This is a genomic window from Halobellus rufus (assembly GCF_000739575.1).
In the GTDB taxonomy this organism is placed as follows: Archaea; Halobacteriota; Halobacteria; order Halobacteriales; family Haloferacaceae; genus Haloquadratum; species Haloquadratum rufum.
This window is the reverse complement of the sequence record NZ_BBJO01000041.1, coordinates 25,247-44,537: the sequence shown is the minus strand read 5'-3', so window position 1 is coordinate 44,537 and position 19,291 is coordinate 25,247. Positions and strand designations below refer to the sequence as shown.

General features: G+C 68.8%; 19 protein-coding genes and 1 pseudogene. 10 read left to right on the top strand and 10 right to left on the bottom strand.

Going from position 1 to position 19,291, the window contains the following annotated elements:
• Positions 1–1,563: a DUF790 family protein gene (locus tag ACP99_RS15365; protein WP_049987461.1), complete on the bottom strand. Its 1,563-nt coding sequence runs from the start codon at positions 1,561–1,563 to the stop codon at positions 1–3.
• A 173-nt stretch (positions 1,564–1,736) separates the two neighbouring features.
• On the opposite strand from ACP99_RS15365, the gene ACP99_RS15360 reads away from it, so the two are divergent.
• The gene (locus ACP99_RS15360; RefSeq protein ID WP_231554314.1) at positions 1,737–2,078 is read left to right on the top strand and encodes a transcriptional initiation protein Tat; all 342 of its coding nucleotides are present in this window, start codon (positions 1,737–1,739) and stop codon (positions 2,076–2,078) included.
• 49 nt (positions 2,079–2,127) lie between these two features.
• Here the strand turns inward: ACP99_RS15360 and ACP99_RS15355 are convergent, their stop codons facing one another.
• Positions 2,128–3,477 carry a DEAD/DEAH box helicase gene (locus tag ACP99_RS15355; RefSeq protein WP_049987441.1) on the bottom strand — a complete coding sequence of 450 codons (1,350 nt, stop codon included), beginning with the start codon at positions 3,475–3,477 and terminating at the stop codon, positions 2,128–2,130.
• Between the two features lie 115 nt (positions 3,478–3,592).
• Between ACP99_RS15355 and ACP99_RS15350 the strand changes: the two genes are divergently transcribed.
• Complete coding sequence (locus tag ACP99_RS15350; protein ID WP_049987440.1) at positions 3,593–3,781, top strand: hypothetical protein; 189 nt, start codon at positions 3,593–3,595, stop codon at positions 3,779–3,781.
• 28 nt (positions 3,782–3,809) lie between these two features.
• Here ACP99_RS15350 and ACP99_RS15345 read toward each other — a convergent pair whose 3' ends face one another.
• Genes ACP99_RS15345 through ACP99_RS15335 form a run of 3 tightly spaced genes read right to left on the bottom strand, consistent with a single transcriptional unit; the run spans position 3,810 to position 6,573 of the window.
• Positions 3,810–4,601, bottom strand: coding sequence for an ABC transporter ATP-binding protein (locus ACP99_RS15345; protein WP_049987439.1), 792 nt, complete (start codon positions 4,599–4,601; stop codon positions 3,810–3,812).
• Entirely contained in the window at positions 4,589–5,506 is a 918-nt protein-coding gene (locus tag ACP99_RS15340) for an ABC transporter permease subunit (RefSeq protein ID WP_081927521.1), read from the bottom strand. The genes ACP99_RS15345 and ACP99_RS15340 overlap by 13 nt, the downstream gene beginning before the upstream one ends.
• Positions 5,503–6,573 (bottom strand): ABC transporter substrate-binding protein, encoded by a 1,071-nt coding sequence (locus ACP99_RS15335; protein WP_049987438.1) that lies wholly within the window; start codon positions 6,571–6,573, stop codon positions 5,503–5,505. Before ACP99_RS15335 ends, ACP99_RS15340 begins: the two co-directional genes overlap by 4 nt.
• A 237-nt stretch (positions 6,574–6,810) precedes the next feature.
• Here ACP99_RS15335 and ACP99_RS15330 point away from each other — a divergent pair, with 237 nt between their 5' ends.
• On the top strand, positions 6,811–7,932 hold the full coding sequence (locus ACP99_RS15330) for a pyridoxal phosphate-dependent aminotransferase (RefSeq protein ID WP_049987437.1): 1,122 nt from the start codon (positions 6,811–6,813) through the stop codon (positions 7,930–7,932).
• A 155-nt stretch (positions 7,933–8,087) separates the two neighbouring features.
• Positions 8,088–8,438, top strand: coding sequence for a hypothetical protein (locus tag ACP99_RS15325; protein WP_049987436.1), 351 nt, complete (start codon positions 8,088–8,090; stop codon positions 8,436–8,438).
• A gap of 59 nt (positions 8,439–8,497) precedes the next feature.
• Here the strand turns inward: ACP99_RS15325 and ACP99_RS15320 are convergent, their stop codons facing one another.
• Positions 8,498–9,673 (bottom strand): redox-regulated ATPase YchF, encoded by a 1,176-nt coding sequence (locus ACP99_RS15320; RefSeq protein ID WP_049987435.1) that lies wholly within the window; start codon positions 9,671–9,673, stop codon positions 8,498–8,500.
• Between the two features lie 143 nt (positions 9,674–9,816).
• Here ACP99_RS15320 and ACP99_RS15315 point away from each other — a divergent pair, with 143 nt between their 5' ends.
• A complete protein-coding gene (locus ACP99_RS15315) occupies positions 9,817–10,101 on the top strand; it encodes a hypothetical protein (RefSeq protein WP_156105768.1) in 285 nt (94 codons plus the stop codon).
• Between the two features lie 40 nt (positions 10,102–10,141).
• Here ACP99_RS15315 and aglM read toward each other — a convergent pair whose 3' ends face one another.
• The gene (gene aglM, locus ACP99_RS15310) at positions 10,142–11,434 is read right to left on the bottom strand and encodes a UDP-glucose 6-dehydrogenase AglM (RefSeq protein ID WP_049987433.1); all 1,293 of its coding nucleotides are present in this window, start codon (positions 11,432–11,434) and stop codon (positions 10,142–10,144) included.
• Between the two features lie 279 nt (positions 11,435–11,713).
• Between aglM and ACP99_RS15305 the strand changes: the two are divergent.
• Positions 11,714–12,639, top strand: a pseudogene (locus ACP99_RS15305) (DUF368 domain-containing protein).
• Positions 12,640–12,851: 212 nt separating this feature from the next.
• Here the strand turns inward: ACP99_RS15305 and ACP99_RS20170 are convergent.
• Together ACP99_RS20170 and ACP99_RS15300 are read right to left on the bottom strand one after the other, a co-directional pair.
• A complete protein-coding gene (locus ACP99_RS20170; RefSeq protein WP_156105767.1) occupies positions 12,852–13,001 on the bottom strand; it encodes a rubrerythrin-like domain-containing protein in 150 nt (49 codons plus the stop codon).
• 110 nt (positions 13,002–13,111) lie between these two features.
• Entirely contained in the window at positions 13,112–13,666 is a 555-nt protein-coding gene (locus ACP99_RS15300; protein ID WP_049987432.1) for a class I SAM-dependent methyltransferase, read from the bottom strand.
• 104 nt (positions 13,667–13,770) lie between these two features.
• Between ACP99_RS15300 and ACP99_RS15295 the strand changes: the two genes are divergently transcribed.
• On the top strand, positions 13,771–13,965 hold the full coding sequence (locus ACP99_RS15295) for an HEWD family protein (RefSeq protein ID WP_049987459.1): 195 nt from the start codon (positions 13,771–13,773) through the stop codon (positions 13,963–13,965).
• A 30-nt stretch (positions 13,966–13,995) separates the two neighbouring features.
• On the opposite strand, the gene ACP99_RS15290 is transcribed toward ACP99_RS15295, so the two are convergent.
• Positions 13,996–14,676 carry a phosphoglycolate phosphatase gene (locus ACP99_RS15290; RefSeq protein ID WP_049987431.1) on the bottom strand — a complete coding sequence of 227 codons (681 nt, stop codon included), beginning with the start codon at positions 14,674–14,676 and terminating at the stop codon, positions 13,996–13,998.
• 139 nt (positions 14,677–14,815) lie between these two features.
• Here ACP99_RS15290 and glpA point away from each other — a divergent pair, with 139 nt between their 5' ends.
• The 3 genes from glpA to ACP99_RS15275 are packed head-to-tail and all read left to right on the top strand — an operon-like array spanning position 14,816 to position 19,283.
• On the top strand, positions 14,816–16,570 hold the full coding sequence (gene glpA, locus ACP99_RS15285) for an anaerobic glycerol-3-phosphate dehydrogenase subunit GlpA (RefSeq protein WP_049987430.1): 1,755 nt from the start codon (positions 14,816–14,818) through the stop codon (positions 16,568–16,570).
• Positions 16,557–17,861, top strand: coding sequence for a glycerol-3-phosphate dehydrogenase subunit GlpB (glpB, locus tag ACP99_RS15280; RefSeq protein WP_049987429.1), 1,305 nt, complete (start codon positions 16,557–16,559; stop codon positions 17,859–17,861). Before glpA ends, glpB begins: the two co-directional genes overlap by 14 nt.
• A gap of 51 nt (positions 17,862–17,912) precedes the next feature.
• On the top strand, positions 17,913–19,283 hold the full coding sequence (locus ACP99_RS15275) for an anaerobic glycerol-3-phosphate dehydrogenase subunit C (protein WP_049987428.1): 1,371 nt from the start codon (positions 17,913–17,915) through the stop codon (positions 19,281–19,283).
• The last annotated feature ends 8 nt before the right edge of the window (positions 19,284–19,291 follow it).

The window sequence follows — 19,291 nt, the reverse complement described above, 5'->3', positions numbered from 1 at the left end:
TCACTTCTCCTCGACGGTCCCGCCGGAGAGCCCTTCCCACGCGACCCGGTAGCCGAGCCGCGACAGCCCCGCGGAGGCGTCGTCGACGCCGTGGTCGTCGAGCACCGACTCCGCCTCCGACAGCGACATCCCCGGTTCGATCGCCGTCGCCAGCGCCTCCAGCACCGCCGGACGGACCAGCGCGCCGCCGACGCGCTCGTGCTCCGGGAACGAGACCGCATCGAGCGCGTCGACGCTCACGCCGCGCTCCGCGGCCAGTGCGTCGAGGTCGACGACGTCCGCGTCCGGGATCAGCTCTCCCGGGAGCGACTCGGCGGCGTCAGCGACGAGGTCGGCCTCGTACTCCCCGAGCGCGTCGACGACGTCCTTCACGCGCACGGTGCCCGAATACGTGACCACCCGGTGATCCAGCGCCGCGACCTCCTCGCCGACGCCGAGCGAGTCGTCGACCGCGACCAGCAGTTCGACGTCGTCGGCGACGCTGCCGAACTGCTCCAGTTTCTTCTCGACGTACTCGGGCGTCCAAAAGCCCATCACCTCGAAGTACACGCGGAACGGCGGGGCCGGATCGGAATCCGAGCCGGCTCCGGCCGGCCGGTAGTCGAACGCGAAGTCGGGGATCATCGCTCGCGCGCCCGCCGCGAGCGGTTCCGGTTCCCGAGACAGCTCCCAGTCGAGATCGAGGTTCGAGAAGCGCGCCGCGAAGTCGGCCTCGACGCCGCTGTCGTACGTCGGCTCGGCGACCGGCTCGACGTCGGGGACGGAGACGTCGTCGGGACCGAGGTGCAGTTCGCGGTCGGTCCCACGGTCGTCGATCGTCGCCGACAGCGACCACTCGGCGGTGGCCGCGACGCTGCGGAGCAGGCGGGCGAACGCGGTCCCGTAGCGGCGCGTCCGACGGAACAGCGCGTCGGGGCCGGTGACGACGAGGACGCGCTCTTCGGTCGCGGGGTCGTCGCTGTCCCTTCCTCCCTTCCGGCGAATCTCGTAGAGCAGCCCCAGCCGCTTGACCGCGGAGACGAGTCGCTTCGGATCGGAGCTTCTGATCCGGACCTCGGTCGCGTCGAACAGCGCCGTCTGCGCCAGCGAGAGGTTGTACTGCTCGATGAGGTCGTCGGGGTCCCAGCGCGCGTCGAACGACGCGAGCACCTCGTTGACGTCGCGGTCGGCGTACAGCGACCGCTCGACGGCCTCGGCGTCGCTGCCGAGGCGGTCGGCCGCGGACTCGATCGCCCGCGCCCGCGTCGCGTCGTCGACGACCGCGCCGACGGCCTCGGCGGACTCGAAGGCGACGCGTCGGACGCGCTCGGGGGGCAGCGGCGAGCGCGTCTCGAAGACGGCCTCCCGTTCGAGGAGGGCGGCGAAGCCCCTGACCAGTTTGAAGTCGTCGGCCTCGCGTTCGAGGTCGGCGAGCGCGTCGTCGAGGCGGTGCCGGGGCTCCCCGACGTGGCCCTGGAAGACGCCGATCGTCCGGGCGGCGAGCGGGCGGTCCGCCCGACCGGCGAACTGCGGGTGGTAGCCGCCGCCCGCCCGCGAGACGCGGAGGAGGTCCTTCGTCAGCACGGCCGCGACTTCGCGGGGGCGGCCCAAGAGGCTGCCGCTGATCGAGCGGCGACGGTCTCCGCGCCGATCGACGCACCGAAAGACCGATACGCGCCGCCGACGCTCTGGCGCACGATGGAGCGACGACGCGCCCTCCGCGCCGCCGGCGTCTCGCTGACGGCGCTCCTCGGCGGGTGTCTCGGCGCGTGGCCGCGGGCGACGGGGCCCCGCAATCCCCCCGGTCCGCCCGCCGATCAGCCGCGGCGGACGCCCGAGCGCCCGACCTCGTCGTCGGGACGTTCGACTTCGAAGCCGACGACGAGGGCGCGCTGCGCGTGTTCGGAACCGTCGAGAACCGCGGCGACGCCGAGCGGACGGGGACCGTCGTCGTCACCGTCGAGACCGACGGCGGGAGCGAGACCCGCGAGGTCGACATCGCCGTCGACCCCGGCGAGACCGTCGAGTGGTCGGTGACGTTCGAGGTCGCCTACGAGGAGTTCTCCGCCGGCGGTGATCTCAACGTCGACCTGGCGTGAGCGGAGTGTTGGGAAGCGTCGCTGACGTGCCAACGGAGCGATATCGGCCCTATCGCCGCCGGTCCGCCACGCGCTCCTCGGCGGTCTCCTCGCTGATGACCTCGTAGAGCAGCGCGTTCCCGCCGTCCGCCTTCGGTCGCAGCACCCGACCGAGCCGCTGGGTGAACTCCCGCTCCGAGCCGGAGCCGGCGAGGACGACGGCCACGTTGGCGTCGGGGACGTCGACGCCCTCGTCGAGGACGTTCGCGGTCACGACCCGCGAGTACGTCCCCTCGCGGAAGCGTTCGAGGATCTCTCGGCGCTCCTCGGCCCCCGTCTCGCTCGTGATCGCCGGGAGGAGGTACCGTTCGGACAACCGATACACGAGGTCGGTGTGGGCGGTGAAGACGATTACGCGGTCGTCGCGGTGGCGATCGAGCAGCCGACCGAGCGTCTCGACCTTCGCGTCGGCGTTCATCATAATCCGCCGCGCGCGCTGCTTCGCCAGCAGCGCCTCGCGCGCTTTCGGGTCCGTCCCCGACCGCATCACCAACTTCCTGTAGTCCGAGCCGCTCCGCAGCGAGAGGTTCGAGCGCTTCAGGTAGTCGACGAAGGTTCCCTGCGCCTCCTCGTAGGCCTCCCGCTCCTCGGGGCCGAGTTTGACTTCGATCCGCCGGACCTCGTAGTCGGCGAGGTGCTCGCCCGCGAGGTCGTCGACGTCGGCCTCGTAGACCTTCGGCCCGACGAGGTCGGCGACGACCTCGTGCGCGCCGTCCGGGCGCTCGAAGGTGGCCGTCAGCCCCAGTCTGGCCGGCGCGGCGAGGAGGCGCGCGGCGTCGCGGTACCCCTCCCCGCCGAGGTGGTGCACCTCGTCGAAGACGACGAGCCCGAAGTCGCCGCCGACGTCCTCCGCGCGCAGGTACGCGGAGTCGTACGTCGACACCGTGATGGCCTCCTGCACCTGTTCGCCCCCGCCGAACTGCCCGATCGGGACCCCGAACTCCGTTTCAAGTTCGCGTCGCCACTGTTCGAGGAGGTCGATCGTCGGCACGACGACGAGCGTCGGGACCCCGAGCCGGGCGATGGCGTCGACCGCGAGGACCGTCTTCCCCGCGCCGGTCGGCAGTTCGACGACGCCGCGGTCGCCGTTCGCGCGCCACGCCTCGACCGCCTCGCGCTGGTAGGACCGCAGGTCGTAGGCGTGCGACAGCGACAGCTCCTCGTCGGCGAGGACGCGGTCCTCGAACGCCGCGCCCTCGCGTTCGAGCGCCGCGCGGAGGTCGGCGTAGCGGTGCGCCGGCGCGCGGGCGACGAGCCCCCGTTCGTCCCACGCGACGCCCGGCAGCGACTCGACGGCCGAGTCCGACTCCTCCACCCCATCGAGCCGGATCGTGCCGTCCTCGAACCGCAGCGTGATCACACTCCCGTCTGCGTCGCGATCGTATATATACTGTCGGCCCGCCGAGGCCGGTCCGGGAAACGGGCCGCCGGTCGAAGGACGCGGCGCTTTTGTCGCTCGCCGCGCGAGGTGGGGTATGAGCGACGACGCTGCAGAACGTTCGGACTCGAACGCCGACCTCGACGACGTGATCGAACAGTTCCTCCGGGACGTCGACGCCGCCCACGACGACTACGACCGCGGGTACACCGACGCGGACGCGACGCTCGGCGTCGTGATGAACCACGTCGAGACACTCCGCGAGGTTCACGAAAATAGCGACTGAGCAGCGATAGACTGCGTTCCGAGCGGCGCTATTCGCCGATGAGCCCGCGGACGCGGTCGACGTACTCCGCGAACGCGGGATCGGTCCGCTCGCGCGGGCGGTCGACGTCGACGTCGACGACCTCGCGGACCCGACCCGGATCGGCGGCCATCACGACCACCCGATCGGAGAGCTTCACGGCCTCCTCGACGTCGTGCGTGACGAACAGGACGGTCTTTCCCGTCTCCGACCAGATCCGCAGTAGCTCCTCGTGGAGCATATCCCGGGTCTGGGCGTCGACGCTGCCGAACGGCTCGTCGGCGAGCAGGATCTCGGGGGCGACCGCGAGCGCGCGGGCGATGCCGACGCGCTGTTTCATCCCGCCGGAGAGTTCCTTAGGGTACGCGTCGGCGAACTCGCCGAGGCCGACGAGGTCGAGCATCTCCTCGACCCGCCGAGCCCGCTCGGCGCCGTCGACGCCCTGCTCTTCGAGCCCGAACGCGACGTTTTCGCGGACGGTCCGCCACGGGAACAGCCCGTACTCCTGAAACACCATTCCGCGGTCCGTCCCCGGGCCGGTGACGGCCTCGCCGTCGAGCCGGATCTCGCCGCCGGTCGGCGCTTCCAGCCCGGCGATCGTCCGGAAGAGCGTCGTCTTCCCACAGCCCGAGGGGCCGACGAGACAGACGAACTCGCCCTCCGAGACCGAGAAGTTCACGTCCGCTAGCGCCTCGACGCGCTGTCGATCGGATTCGTACACCTTGTCGACGCCGTCGACGACGACCTTGGGCGTCGCGTTCGGAGACTGCGTCGCACTCGCCGCGTCGCTCAGTCCCGCCACGCCAACACCCTCCGTTCGACCCGCCGGAACGCCCCGTCGCTCACCAGGAAGACGAGGCTGATGACGGCCATGTACGCAACGCTGACGTCGGTCGCGAGGTTCTGCGCGGCGTTGATGATCTGGAAGCCGACGCCGGGCGCGCCGAACAGCTCGGCGGCGACGACGATCATCCAGCACTGCCCGATGCTCGTTCGGATCCCCGTCGCGATCGACGGCGTCGCCGCCGGGAGGATGACCTTCCGGATCATCGTCAGGTCGTCGTCGACGCCCAGGGTCGCCGCGACCTCGCGCAGGTGCGTCGAGACGCCCTCGACGCCGGCGTAGGCGTTGTAGAAGTTGATCCAGAACGCGCCGATGCCGACGATGAACGCCGCGCCGCCGTGGCCGATCCCGATCCAGACGATCGCGAAGACGATCCACGCCAGCGGCGGGATCGGGCGCAGGAATCTCGTGACCGGCGTGAGCGCGTCGTCGAGGCGGCCGCTCCAGCCCATCGCGACGCCGAGAGAGATGCCGAGGACGCTCCCGACGACGAGCCCCGGGAAGTAGTGCAGGAGGCTCTGGAGAAGGTTCGCGAGGAGTCGCGTCGCGGGCACCGAAACCTCGACGAGCGGAACCGTGAACGTCGTCGGCGCGGTCAGTTCGACGAGGAACGCGCTCGCGACCTCGACGGGCGAGGGGAGCAGGTACGTCCGCCCGACGGCCATCGCGGCCGCCTGCCAGATCGCGAGGAATACCGCGCTGCCGACGGCTCCGTACGCGAGGCCGACGACGTCGAGGTCCGAGAACGACCCGGCACCGGTCGACAGTTTCGCGTCGGAGTCATCGGAGTCGGCCGCGGCGACGCCGCCCGACCCGCCCTCGGCGGTCGTCCGCGGCGACGCCGAGCCGGTTTCGAGGCTCATAGTGAGTCGTACACCCCGAAGTCGAACATAGCGTCGTTCGAGAGCGCCTCGTCGATCTTCCCCGACTGAGCGGCGTACTCCGAGAAGATCTGCGCGCCGTCTTCGATCTTGTGCGGATCGGTGATGAAGTCCGACGCACGCGAGTCCATCGCCGCCCGGGCGGTCTCGACCGGCAGCGACGACTCACCGATGACCGTGCTGGCGTGCTGCGCCGCCGCGTCGGGGCTCTCGTTGGCGAACGTCGTCGCGCGCTGGTGCTGTTCGACGAACGCCGCCGCCTGCTCGGGGTTGTCCTCGCGGAGGCGGTCGTGCATCAGCGCGACCGCCGCGGGCTGGCCGGGCATGAAGTCGCCCGCCCACGCGATCGACTGGTAGGGCGCGTCCTCCCGCTCGACGACCGTCGGGACCGGCTCCATAATCGACGTGCCGTCGATCTCGCCGGCGAGGAGCGCCTGTCGGACCGGCCCGGCACCGCCGAGGGCGGTGATGTTCACGTCCGAGTCGGGGTCGACGCCGACGGTCTCCGCGAGCCAGTAGCGAAGCAGGATCTCCGGGACGGACCCGGGCGGGAAGGTTCCGAAGGTGAACTTTCGTCCCTTCTCCTCTTCGAACTGTGCGAACGCCTCGGCGCCCGAGTCAGCAGACTCCCAGATCGACGCGAAGTCGTCGTGTGCGAGGATCTTCATCGCGTTCTGGATGTTCGCCGCGGTGATCTTCGCGGGGATGTCCTTGTCCATCACGATCATCGCGGGCACGATTCCGAACAGCATCACGTCGAAGTCGCCGGTCGCGGAGGCCTGCACGATGCTCGGCCCGTCCGAGAAGACCTCGCCCTCGACCGTCGCCGAGAGCTCGTCGAAGTACCCCTCCTCCTGCATAACGAAGTACTGCATATCGGGGTAGATCGGCATGTACGCGACGCGGATCTCGTCGAGGCCGCCGCTTCCGCCGCCCGTCGCACCGGAACAGCCGGCGAGCCCCGCGAGCCCCGCCGCCGAGGCGGCGGCCGTCGTTCGGAGGAAGCGTCGCCGCGAAACTGCCGATCGCTCGTCTGTCGGATTCCTCATTCTCTGGATTCCCGTTAGTCCCCTACGTATATTTGAACCGCGTACGCGGCGAAGGTCGCACCGAGTATTGACGCCTGAGAACACCGAATTCGCGGAGTTTTGGTGCGTGAGACACCGCCCAGCAGTCCCCCGCAACGAACGCCGATTGTCGGAGATGTAGGCAACATTTTCTTGTAACTCCGCGTGCGATCGACCGATGAAGCAAAACCTAACCCGTTGGCCCGCCCGAGCGAGCGTATGGTACACTTTTCGGAACGAGTCGAGCAGGTGTCCATCAGCGGAATCCGCGAGGTGTTCGAGGCCGCGGGTGAGGACGCGATCAACCTCGGACTGGGACAGCCGGACTTTTCGGCTCCCGCGCACGCCCGCCGGGCGGCCGCCGAGGCCATCACCGAGGGACGCGCGGACGGCTACACGGAGAACAAGGGGATGGAGTCGCTCCGCGAGGCGATCGCCGACAAGCACGCCCGCGACCAGGGCGTCGACGTCGACCCCGGCGACGTCATCGCCACCGCCGGCGGATCGGAGGCGCTGCACATCGCCCTAGAGGCCCACGTCGACGCCGGCGACGAGGTCATCATCCCGGACCCGGGGTTCGTCTCCTACGACGCGCTCACGAAACTCACGGGCGGGACGCCCGTTCCGGTGCCGCTCCGCGACGATCTGACGATCGATCCCGCGGCGGTCGAGGAGGCGATCACCGACGACACCGTCGCCTTCGTCGTCAACAGCCCCGGCAACCCGACCGGAGCGGTCTCCCCGCCCGAGGACGTCCGCGAGTTCGCCCGCATCGCCGACGAACACGACGTCCTCTGCATCTCCGACGAGGTCTACGAGTACACCGTCTTCGACGGCGAGTTCCGCTCGCCGATCGAGTTCGCCGACACCGACAACGTGGTCGTCGTCAACTCGGCGTCCAAACTCTACTCGATGACCGGCTGGCGGCTCGGCTGGGTGGTCTCCTCGACGCGACGGATCGAACGGATGCTCCGCGTCCACCAGTACGCGCAGGCTTGCGCGTCGGCTCCCTCGCAGTTCGCCGCCGAGGCGGCCCTCACGGGCCCGCAGGATCAGGTCGACGAGATGACCGACTCCTTCCAGCGCCGCCGCGACATCGTCGTCGACGGCCTCGTCGACATCGGCCTCGACGTGCCGGTCCCCGGCGGGGCGTTCTACTGTATGCCGGAGGTCCCCGAGGGCTTCGTCGACGAGTGTCTCGACCGCGGCGTCGTGATCGTCCCCGGCGAGGCGTTCGGCGAGCACGGGAAGGGATACGCTCGACTGTCCTACGCGACCGACGAGGAGTCGCTGTACGAGGCGCTCGACGTGATGGCTGAGGCGCACGACGCCGTCGTGTGATGGGCCGTTAGACGACGCCAAGCCGGAAGCGTGAGTGCGTCATAGATATTTCAGCCGGGACGTTCGGTGATTTTACGACGCTGCCTTGTTAGATCAAGGAAAAAAAAAACATAATGAACCATAACAATTTTATCAACTAAACAGAATCACCGGATATGGTATTTGCTTTACAGTTGGTGGCTGCCATCGCCCTCATCGTGGGGCCAGCAGTGATGATCAAAAACGCCAGAAGCACGGACCTCCTGTCCGGTGGAGCGAAAACCCAACTGGGAGTGCTGAAGGTTCCGATGGGACTGTATACCCTCGGAGCCGTCCTGATACTGGTCGATATCGTCCTCGTCGCTGGGTCGGAAAATATGGCGGCACATCTACTCCCGTTACTCGGGTTGGGGCTCCTCGGGCTAGTCTCCGGTGCGCTCATCTTTGCGACGTATGTGCAGACGATCAAAGGTCAAGCAACGACCAATGCGGTAGAAAGCCTGCTAAACGTCGTGAGAAGCGACTGAGTGGATCAATGTCTCCGGACGGCCGAGTGTAACAGCGTGGGTTCGACTGACGTCGACCGCTACGACGCCGTGCTCACGATCTTGATCACGTCGCCCTCGTCGAGTTCGTAATCCTCGGCGATCCGGCGCTTCGAGCGGGCGTCGACCGCGTGGAGGTAGCCCTCGCCGATGTCGGAGTGGACCGCGAAGGCGAGGTCCTTCGGCGTCGACCCGCGGGCGAGCAAGAAGGCGTCGGGCAGCATTTCACCCGTGCCGTCGGTCCACTTCGTCTCGTTCTGGACCGGATACGCCGTGACCATATCGAGGACGTCGTAGACGGCGGTGTTGATCGCCTGCTGGACCCCGGTGCCGCCGTGCTCGGCTAACACCTCGCGGATCTTCTCGAGCCCCTGCCTCTGCGCGTCGGAGACCTCGCCGACGACGTCGAAGTCCTCGTCGCCGGGGAGGTAGTCGACGACGCCCGCCTCGGCCGCGTTCCGCAGCGCGAGTTCGCCGTCCGCGGTCGTCGGGACGACGGGCTTGTCCGACTCGGCGAGGCGTCGGAGGTTCTCAGGCGGGGCGACGTCGGCCTTGTTGGCGACGAGGACGATGGGTTTCGTCCGCTGTCGGATGTCGCGAGCGAGTCGCTCCTTGTCCTCGTCGGCCCACTGCTGGGGGTCGTCGGGGTAATCGAGCGCGCGCAGCGACGCCGCGACGTCGTATTCGGTCGCGCCGAAGCCGGTCAGCATCTCTGTCAAAGCCTCGTCGATGTCGAAATCGGGCGAGCGCGACTTCCGGACGACGCTCTCCCAGTTGCGCTCGATGATGCCGACGAGCCACTGTTCGAGCTCCTCCTCGACGAAGTCGGCCTCCTCGACGGGGTCGTAGGTGCCCACCTCGACGGGCTCGCCCTCCTCGTTCGTCCCGCCCGCGGCGTCGACGACCGCGAGGATCACGTCGGCGTCGGTGAGCGCGTCGAGGAACTGGTTGCCGAGCCCCCGCCCCTCGTGCGCGCCGGGGACGAGCCCCGCCACGTCGAGCAGTTCGACCGGGACGTAGCGGACGCCGTCCTCGCAGTTGCCGCAGCGCTCCTCGCGATCGAGGCAGGGACAGCGCGTCCGCGCGTGGGTCACGCCACGGTTTGGGTCGATCGTCGTGAACGGGTAGTTGCCGACGTCGACGTCGGCCATCGTCGCGGCCTTGTAGAAGGTAGACTTGCCCGCGTTGGGCTTGCCGGCGAGCGCAACCGAGAGCATACCGGGACCCACGGCCGAGTCCCGGAAGTACGTTTCCGTCTTTGCGCTCGACGGTCGGGGTCGCTGGAGCGACGCCCCCGAGATGCGGGACGACGGATAGGTATTTATCACATACGACCGTTATATTTATGTGAGGGATGTGGATGGTCGCACCGGAGCCCACACGGGGCGATCGCCGTCCGCGAGGCGGTCTCGAAGCGGACGCCGAGCGCAACACGCTTTCGACGTACTTGGAGTTCCTCCTCGGAGGACTCCTCGTTACCGTCGGATTCGCCGTCTCGTTTCCAGCACTGATCGATCTGACCCACGGGTTCGGCGTGCTCTCGACGACCGCACTCGTCTTCCTGTTCATCTTCGCGTGGTACGTCGCGTGGGTCGGCATCTGCGTTACCTACCCGCGGCTCAAGCGGTGGGTGGGCCACGCTTAGCGTCCGCTTCGAAACGTCGAGGCCCGCCGAGACGACCAGATCAGACCAGCGATTCGTAGACGATGCCGTCCCGGCGGGTCACGATCCGGCGACCGTCGACGACGACCGGCGTCGACATCGAGTCGAACGCAGAGTCGAGGTCGGCGAACTCCGGCCAGTCGGTGACGACGAGCGCGGCGTCGGCGCCGTCGAGCGCCGACTCGGCCGAGTCTGCGTAGTCGATGCCGGGGAACGTCTCGCGGAAGTTCTCCGTGGCGACGGGGTCGTAACCGACGACGTCGGCGTTCGCGTCGAGGAGCGCCTCGACCAGCGGGATGGCTCGGGAGTTCCGGACGTCGTCGGTGCCGGGCTTGAACGCGAGGCCGAGCACCGCGACCCGCGCGCCGTCGGGGTCGACGTGGTCGCGGAGTCGTTCGAGCAACCGCACCGGCTGGCGGTCGTTGACCTCGACGGCCGCCTCGAGCATCGCGGGGTCGTAGCCGACGTCCCGGGCCGCGGCGATGATCGCGGCGACGTCCTTCGGGAAGCAGCTCCCGCCCCAACCGACGCCCGCGCCGAGGAACGACGAGCCGATGCGGTGATCGAGGCCGATGGCCGAGAGGACCTCCTCGGAATCGATTCCGTACTCCTTACAGATGTTCGCGATGTCGTTCGCCAGCGAGATCTTCGCCGCGAGAAAGCCGTTGTTCGCGTACTTGATCATCTCGGCCTCGGCGACGCCCGTCTCGACGACCGGCGGGTCGTCGGCCTGCGCGACGAGCGGGTCGAACACGTCGCGGAGGAGGCTAGCCCCGCGCTCGGTCTCGGAGCCGAGGACGACCTTGTCGGGGTCGAGGAAGTCCTCGACCGCGCTGCCCTCGCGCAGGAACTCGGGATTCATCCCGACGTCGAGATCACCGCCGAGCGTCTTCCCCGACTCCGCGGCGAGAATCGGCGCGATCACCTCCTCGGTCGTCGTCGGGACGACGGTGCTCTTCGTGACGACGAGGTGGTGTCCGTCCTTCTCCGCGAGCGCCGCGCCGAGCGAGCGCGCGCCGGCTTTCATAATCGAGAGGTCGATGTGCCCGTCTGCCTCGGAGGGTGTCGGAAGCGCGAGGAACGTGACGTCGGTGTCGCGGACGGCCCCGTAGTCGGTCGTAGCGCGCAGGCGGTCGCCGGCGTGTTCGGCGACGAGGTCGTCGAGGCCGGGTTCGTGGATCGGCGCGTCGCCCGCGTTGAGCGAGGCGACGATCTCCTCGTCGATGTCGACGTTGACCACGTCGTGGCCGACCTCCGCGAAGCAGGCCGCGATCGTCGTGCCGACGTAGCCGCTGCCGACGATGCTCAGTTGCATACGCGAACCGTCGCCGTCCTCCCGTTTCAATTTTCGCGTCCGCGTCGTCGTCGACGGCGGTGGTTCGCAGCCGCTGGTTCGCAGGTGACAGTGCTGTCGGTTCTGTGACGACTCGGAACCGGAAGCGAAAACCCGGAGTAGGGGGGCGACGAACGGTAGGCTATGTCGAAAGACGGAGACGACGCCCGCGGGACCGTAGACCTGTCTCGCGAGGCCGCGACGACCCGCGAATCCGCCGTCGGGACGACGTGGCTGATCGTCTATCTGAAGGGGATCTGTATGGGCGCGGCGGACGCCGTCCCCGGCGTCTCGGGAGGGACAATCGCGCTCGTCGTGGGTATCTAGAGCGGCTGATCGGTGCGATCACGGCCGTCTCGCCCGCGCGGATCGTCGCCGTGCTGCTCGCTCCGCTCCCCGGCCGTCGCGACGATGCCGCCGACGCGCTCCGCGCGGTCGACGCCGGGTTCCTGCTCGCGCTCGGCGCTGGCATCGCGACCGCGATCGTGACCGTCACGCGGGTCGTCCACGTCGGGATCGTAACCCGGCCGGTCCTCACGTTCGGCTTCTTCTTCGGGCTGATCGCCGCGTCCGCGTGGGTGCTCTTCTCGGAGGTCGAGGTCGACACCCGGCCCCGCGCCGCCGCGGCAGTCCTCGGGTTCTCGCTCGCGTTCGTCGTCTCCGGTCGCGCGGCCGCGACGCTGACCGACGGACTCGCCGTGACCGTCTTCGCCGGCGCGGTCGCCGTCAGCGCGATGATCCTGCCGGGTATCTCGGGATCGCTCCTGCTCATCATCCTCGGCCAGTACGAGTACATGACCGGCACGCTGTCGTCGTTCGTCGACGGGCTGCTCGGACTCGTGACAGGCGGGCCGTTCGCGCCGGTACGCGAGAACGGCGTCGTCGTGATCGCGTTCGTCGCGGGCGCGTTCGTCGGCCTGTTCACCGTCGCGCACGCGGTCCGCTGGGCGCTGGAGCGCGCCCGGCAGGCGACGCTCGTGTTCCTCGTCGCCTTGATCGTCGGCGCGCTCCGCGCCCCCGTCGTCAGAACCGGCGACCAGCTGGCGGAGCTCGGCCGCGCGTGGACGCCGACCGCAGTCGCCGTGTTCGCCGCGGCCGCGGTCGTCGGCGCGCTCCTCGTGTGGCTACTGGATCGCTACACCGGGATCGCCGACATCGACGGCGAGGAGTCTGGAGAACGGGACTGATCCGGAACGCAGACGGGCTAGGAGAACAGCCGCAGGATGGCCGACCGTGACGGTGACCTGCCCCGACGGACGAACCAGGCGGTCCGTCCCCCGGCGACACGGCCGGTCGGACGCTCAGATACGTCGTGTCGGCGAACGCGGGGCGTACACGGTCACTCGGTCACGGGTGACGCCGCCGTCCGGTCCGCCGATGGTTGCCGTTCGCCGCTCGATCACTCCCGCGGGACGGCGATGTTCACGAGCGACTCGCTGTCGCAGTTCTCACAGCGGCCGCCGCTGTCGGTGCGCGCACCGCAGGAGAGACACTCGTAGCGGCTCTCTTCGGGGGAGTATGGGTCGACACGTCCGTTGTATATCACCATACCTGCTAGCGATGTACAAGCACGGTTAACCGTTGTCCTGATATACCAAAATGAGACCCTGATGCTCCAATGTTCCTAATATTCTGGACAGATGCAGAATAATATTGCTCTTATCTGGTGCAGACGTGAACGAACGTTTCTTTTCTGGTCTCCCCACGGACGGTCGTGAAGCCGGCCGACTCGAACGCGTCGACGGCGTCGCCGAGCGCGAAGCGCTCGTCCATCGGCGGGCCGTCGTCGCCCGTCCCCGACCGCGACCAATCGAGCGTGACCACGCGGCCGCCGGGTCGGACCACGCGCGCGAGCTCTTCGAGAGCCGCGTCGTCGGCGAACTCGTGGTAGGTCATCGTCGAGAACGCTGCGTCGAGTTCGTCGTCCGAAAGCGGGAGCGACGTGGCCCCGGCGGTCACGAACTCGACGTTCTCTGGCGCGCCCTTCTCCCGGTAGTGTTCGTGCATCTCGGGCTGCACGTCGACGGCGTACATCCGCTCGACGAACGGCGCGACCTCGTCGGTGTAGAACCCGGTCCCGCTGCCGACGTCGGCGACGACGTCGTCCGCCGACGGGTCGATCGCACCGAGCAGTTCCTCGCGGGAGCAGAAGCGGTATCTCCCCGCGTCTTCGAGCGCTTCAGCCCGTTCGACGTCGAACGTGTGGAATCCCATAGGACGGCTACGAACGGTACGGCCAAAAGACGCACGCAATGGACGGGAGACACACTGCCGCGTCAGTCAAGGTTATCCGGGTCGGCCACGAGGATGGAATCGAGATGGCACCGACACTCCGATTCCCGACTGAGCGGACCTGTGAGCGCTGCGGTCGCACCGAAGTCTGGGCCGAGGACGTCGGATCGTGGCAGCTCGCCGCCGAGGACGACGCGTCCGTCGGCAGCCCCTACTGCATCCACGAGTGGGACATCAACGGCACGTTCGTGCCGTTCGAGCCCGACAGCGTCGAGGTCTGACCGAGGTCGCCCGGGTCAGCTCTCGGCGACCTACTCCCCGGCGAGCGATTCCAACACCGACGCCGTCCCGTCGAAGTAGGACTTCTCGACGACGACGTCGGCCGCCTCGCGCGCGGCCGGGTCGGCGTTCGCGACGGCGAAGGACCGACCGGCGACCGAGAAGGTCGACACGTCGTTCTCGCTGTCGCCGATCGCGACGAAGTCCTCGGGCTCGTATCCGATCGCGGTGGCGACGGCCTTCAGCCCCGTCCCCTTCTCGACGCCCGGCGTCTTGACGTGGTACGCGTAGCCCGTGTCGAAGACGTCGAGGTCGAACTCCGCGGCGACCGACCGGAGCAGGTCCTCGTCGGCGTCGAGGTTCACCGCGATCTCGGTCCGACGCCACTCGTTGATCGCGTCGAACTCGCCCCATCCGAGGTCGCCGCCGCGCTCGACGAAGGCGTCCGCCGCCGCCTGCGCGCGCTCTCTGTCGCCCTGATAGGAGACCGCACCGTCGGCGAGGACGACGCCGCCGTTCTCGGCGATCACGTTCTGTTCGAGGCCGAGGTAATGCGAGAGGCTCACCGGGTAGGGGAACGCCTTCCCGGTCGCGAGGACGACCGGCGCGTTCCACGCTTGGAGGTACTCGAACGTGCGCGGGTCGAGGCGGCCCGTTCCGTCGGTGAGCGTTCCGTCGATGTCGAGTGCGAGCGGGGGCGTCTCGGCAGTCATCGCCGCGGGTTAGAGACGCGGAACCAAAGACCCACCGCTCGACGCGGACCGGTTACGCGGCCGGAGCCCGGCCGGATATATTCTGACTGGTGCCGGCAGCGCTACAGTAAAGTATGTGCTGACAAACTTCGAAACGTGAATGAGTGAAACGCCGAGCGTCCTCGTGCTCGGCGGGGGCTCGACCGGTTGCGGCATCGCGCGGGACCTCGCGATGCGCGGCGTCGACGTCACCCTCGTCGAGAAGGGGAACCTGACTCACGGGACGACCGGGCGGATGCACGGCCTCCTCCACAGCGGGGGCCGCTACGCCGTCTCCGATCAGGCGTCCGCCGAGGAGTGCATCGAGGAGAACCGCGTGCTCCGACGGATCGCGAGCCACTGCGTCGAGATGACCGGCGGCCTGTTCGTCCAGCGCCCCGAGGACGACGACGAGTACTTCGAGGAGAAACTGCAGGGCTGCCGCGAGTGCGGCATCCCCGCGGAGGTCCTGTCAGCCGAGGAGGCCCGCGAGATCGAGCCGTATCTCGCCGAGGACATCCAGCGGGCGATCCGCGTGCCCGACGGCGCGGTCGACCCGTTCCGGCTCTGCGTCGCCAACGCGGCCGACGCGATCGAACACGGGGCGCGCGTCGAGACGCACGCCGAGGTGACAGACGTCCTCGTCGAGGACGGCGAGGTCGTCGGCGTCGAGGTCGAACACGCCTCCACCGGGGGATCCGCCGACGGCCTCGATTCGTTCGTCCACGGCGAGCCCGGGGAGACCTCGGAGCTGTACGCCGACTACGTCGTCAACGCGACCGGCGCGTGGGCGGGACAGATCGGCGAGATGGCCGGCGTCGAGGTCGCCGTCCGGCCCTCGAAGGGGGTGATGACGATCATGAACGTCCGGCAGGTCGACACCGTCATCAACCGCTGTCGGCCGAAGGGCGACGCCGACATCGTCGTCCCCCACGAGACGACCTGCATCCTCGGGACGACAGACGAGGAGGTCGAGGACCCCGAGGACTACCCCGAGGAGGGCTGGGAGGTCGACCTGATGATCGACACCCTTTCGGAACTCGTGCCGATGCTCGCGGACGCCCGGACGATCCGCTCCTTCTGGGGCGTCCGCCCGCTGTACGAGCCCCCCGAAGTCGGAAGCGCGGACCCGACCGACATCACCCGCGATTTCTTCCTGCTGGACCACGACGAGCGCGACGGCCTGCCCGGGATGGCCTCCATCGTCGGCGGGAAGCTCACCACCTACCGGATGATGGCCGAGGACATCGCCGACCACGTCTGCGAGAAACTCGGCGTCGACGCCGAGTGCCGCACGGCCGAGGAACCGTTGCCCGGCTCGGAAGACTTCTCGGTCCTCCGCGATTGGATGGACGAGTTCGGCCTCCGCTCGCCGGTCGGGCTTCGCAGCGCCGAACGGCTCGGCTCCCGCGTCGACGACGTGCTCGGCGAGTGGGACGGTCCGAACCCGACGGTCTGCGAGTGCGAGGCCGTCACCCGCGCGGAGATCAACGACGCCATCTCCCAGTCGGGGACGGAACTCAACGCCGTCCGAATCCGCACCCGAGCGTCGATGGGGAACTGTCAGGGCGCGTTCTGCTGTCATCGCATCGCGAACGAACTGGTGCCTGAGTACGACGAACCGACCGCCCGCGAGGCGCTCGACGACCTCTATCAGGAGCGCTGGAAGGGAGAGCGCCACGCGCTGTGGGGCGAACAGCTCTCCCAAGCGATGCTGAAACACCACCTGCACGCGACGACGATGAACCGCGACGGCGACCCCGCGGCGAGCGAGGAGACGGTCGATTTCGGCGCGTTCGACGCGGGCGCGGACGAGGAGCACGGAGACGCGAGAGCCGCGGGAGCGCGAACGGGAGTCGCCGATGGCGATTCGTGAGGACGTCCTCGTCGTCGGCGGCGGCATCGCCGGGGCGACCGCGGCGCTCGCGGCCGCCGAGACCGGCGCGCAGGTCCGGCTGATCTCGCACAAGAAGAGCACGCTGCGGCAGGCGAGCGGTCTGATCGACCTCCTCGGTGCGGTCGTCGAGGACGACCCCGCGAGCGAGCCGTCCGGACCGGTCGCCGACCCGTTCGAGGCGGTCGATCGGCTGCCCGGGGCGCACCCGTACAACGTCGTCGGCGTCGAGGGGATCCGCGAGGGGCTCCGTATCTTCGACGGAGCCGTCGGCGACGCGTACGCCGGAGCCCACACCGACCGCAACGCCTTGGTGCTCACCCACGGCGGGACGGTCAAGCCGACCGCGCGCTACCCCGAGTCGGTCGCGCCTGGCCTCGCGAGCGTCGAAGAAAAGACGCTGCTGGTCGGCTTCGCGGGACTCACCGACTTCGACGCGACCGCGGCCGCGGCGCACCTCGACGCCACGGGCGTGCCCTTCGACGTCGACGGCGCGACCGTCTCTTTCCCCGTCGAGTTCCGCGACGACGCGCTGACGACGCGCCTCGCGAAGGCGCTCGACACGGACGAGTCGAACGCGCGGGAGCGACTCGCCGAGGCGGTCGACGACCACCTCGACGGCCACGAGCGGGTCGGATTCCCGGCGATGCTCGGCGACGACGAGCGACGCGAGGTCCGCGCGGAACTGGAAGACCGCCTCGGCGCGGCGGTGTTCGAGATCCCGACCGGGCCGCCGAGCCTCCTCGGTCTGCGTCTCGAAGACCTGCTTTTCGACGCGCTCGACGAGGCGGGCGTCCGGATCGCCTCGGGGAACCCCGCGGTCGGTTACGAGACCGACGGCGGGCGCATCGAGTCGGTCCTCGTCGACCGCCGCGGCAGCGAGGTCCCGTATTCGGCCGACGAGTTCGTCCTCGCCACGGGCGGGCTCGTGGGCAAGGGGATCGACTCCGACCGGGAGTCGGTCACCGAACCGATCTTCGGCTGTCACGTTCCCCACCCCGAGGACCGCTACGACTGGTCGTACCCGGAGGCCTTCGGCGCGCACGCGTTCGCGCGCTTCGGCGTCGTCCCCGACGACGACCTGCGGCCGACAGACGCGTCCGGCGAGGCGGAGTTCGCGAATCTCCGCGCCGCGGGCGGCGTCCTCGGCGGTGCCGACACCGCGCGGGAGAAGTCCGCCGCGGGCGTGTCGCTCGCGACGGGCGCGTACGCGGGTCGGCGAGCGGGCGAGAACGCGACCGGCGAAACGGCGGTCGAGGAGGCGACGCGATGAGCGACGCGGAGACGCGGACGGAGGACCCCAGATGAGGATGGAGGAACCCAGATGAGCGACGCAGAGACCCCACCGACGACGGAACCGACGGAACCGAACGAACAGCAGCCGACGTCGAAGCCGGAGTTCGAGCCGGTGTCCGTCTTCGACGACGGCGCGACGATGGACCTCCGCCCCGGCGCGGACAACTGCTACAAGTGCTCGGTCTGCGATACGGCCTGCCCGGTCGCGGAGGTCGACGACGACTTCCCCGGGCCGAAGTTCCAGGGGCCCGAGCAGTGGCGCCTCAAGCGCAAAGAGGGATCGGAGATCGACGACTCGATCATGTCCTGTTCGAACTGTATGCGCTGCGACGACGCCTGCCCGTCGAGCGTGCCGCTCTCGCAGATGCACAACACCGCCCGCGGCGAGTACGTCGAGGAGCAGATGGACAAACTGTCCGTCGAGTACGTCCGTAACCGAATCCTCGCGAACTACCGCACGTCCGCGTGGTTCGCGAGCAAGCTCCCGCGACTCGCGAACTTCGCGATGAACTTCGGACCCGCGCGCTGGCTGATGGAGAAGGCGATGGGCGTCACCAGCGAGCGGGAGTTCCCCGCGTTCGCGACGCAGACCTTCCGCGAGTGGTGGCGCGAGCGCGGCGGCGCCGACGCCTCCCGGGAGAACGCGCGAACGGCCCGCGAGCGCCGCGGCGAGGCCGTCGATGCGGAGAAAAAGGTCGCGTACTTCCACGGCTGCTACTCGAACTACAACACGCCCGAGGTCGCGAAGGCGCTCGTGCGCGTCTTCGAGTCGTTCGGCTACGAGATCGTCGCACCCGAGCAGCGCTGTTCCGGCACGCCGATGTTCGCCAACGGGATGCTCGCGGACGCCGAGCGCGCGGCGGAGGTGAACGTCTCTTCCTTTGCGGACCTCGTCAGCGAGGGCTACGACGCCGTCGCCTCCTGCACCTCCTGTTCGATGGCGCTCCGACAGGAGTACCCCGAGCTGTTCGACATCGACGGCATCGAGGACGTCGCCGAGAACACCTTCGAGGCCCTCGAATACCTCCGGATCCAGGAGGACCTCGAGGGCGCGATCGCCGATGCCAGCGTCGAGGAGCAGGCGTTCGCCTACCACGCGCCGTGTCACGCCCGCAATCAGGGGCTCGACCGCCAGGCGCTCGAACTGTTCCGCGAACTCGACGGCGTCGTCGTCGAGGACGTCGGCGACTCCTGTTCGGGGATCTCGGGCACCTACGGTTGGAAGGAAGAGAAGTACGAGACGTCGATGAAGATCGGCGGCGATATGTTCGAGCACATGCACGACGCCGCGGGCGACGTCGGGATGACCGAGTGTCCGACCTGCGCGATGCAGATGGAACACGGCACGGGCTACGAGATCAAACACCCGCTGCAGTTGCTCGAAGAGGCGATCTGTTAGGCGCTCGG

What these genes read in the sequence shown, in the direction of transcription:
- ACP99_RS15295 (WP_049987459.1), top strand. Translation starts at nt 13,771, where the DNA reads ATGGCACCGACACTCCGATTCCCGACTGAGCGGACCTGTGAGCGCTGC.
- ACP99_RS15290 (WP_049987431.1), bottom strand. Translation starts at nt 14,676, where the DNA reads ATGACTGCCGAGACGCCCCCGCTCGCACTCGACATCGACGGAACGCTC.
- ACP99_RS15335 (WP_049987438.1), bottom strand. Translation starts at nt 6,573, where the DNA reads ATGAGGAATCCGACAGACGAGCGATCGGCAGTTTCGCGGCGACGCTTC.
- aglM (WP_049987433.1), bottom strand. Translation starts at nt 11,434, where the DNA reads ATGCAACTGAGCATCGTCGGCAGCGGCTACGTCGGCACGACGATCGCG.
- glpB (WP_049987429.1), top strand. Translation starts at nt 16,557, where the DNA reads ATGGCGATTCGTGAGGACGTCCTCGTCGTCGGCGGCGGCATCGCCGGG.
- ACP99_RS15325 (WP_049987436.1), top strand. Translation starts at nt 8,088, where the DNA reads ATGGTATTTGCTTTACAGTTGGTGGCTGCCATCGCCCTCATCGTGGGG.
- ACP99_RS15300 (WP_049987432.1), bottom strand. Translation starts at nt 13,666, where the DNA reads ATGGGATTCCACACGTTCGACGTCGAACGGGCTGAAGCGCTCGAAGAC.
- ACP99_RS15340 (WP_081927521.1), bottom strand. Translation starts at nt 5,506, where the DNA reads ATGAGCCTCGAAACCGGCTCGGCGTCGCCGCGGACGACCGCCGAGGGC.
- ACP99_RS15315 (WP_156105768.1), top strand. Translation starts at nt 9,817, where the DNA reads ATGGTCGCACCGGAGCCCACACGGGGCGATCGCCGTCCGCGAGGCGGT.
- ACP99_RS15275 (WP_049987428.1), top strand. Translation starts at nt 17,913, where the DNA reads ATGAGCGACGCAGAGACCCCACCGACGACGGAACCGACGGAACCGAAC.
- ACP99_RS20170 (WP_156105767.1), bottom strand. Translation starts at nt 13,001, where the DNA reads ATGGTGATATACAACGGACGTGTCGACCCATACTCCCCCGAAGAGAGC.
- ACP99_RS15350 (WP_049987440.1), top strand. Translation starts at nt 3,593, where the DNA reads ATGAGCGACGACGCTGCAGAACGTTCGGACTCGAACGCCGACCTCGAC.
- glpA (WP_049987430.1), top strand. Translation starts at nt 14,816, where the DNA reads ATGAGTGAAACGCCGAGCGTCCTCGTGCTCGGCGGGGGCTCGACCGGT.
- ACP99_RS15330 (WP_049987437.1), top strand. Translation starts at nt 6,811, where the DNA reads ATGGTACACTTTTCGGAACGAGTCGAGCAGGTGTCCATCAGCGGAATC.
- ACP99_RS15320 (WP_049987435.1), bottom strand. Translation starts at nt 9,673, where the DNA reads ATGCTCTCGGTTGCGCTCGCCGGCAAGCCCAACGCGGGCAAGTCTACC.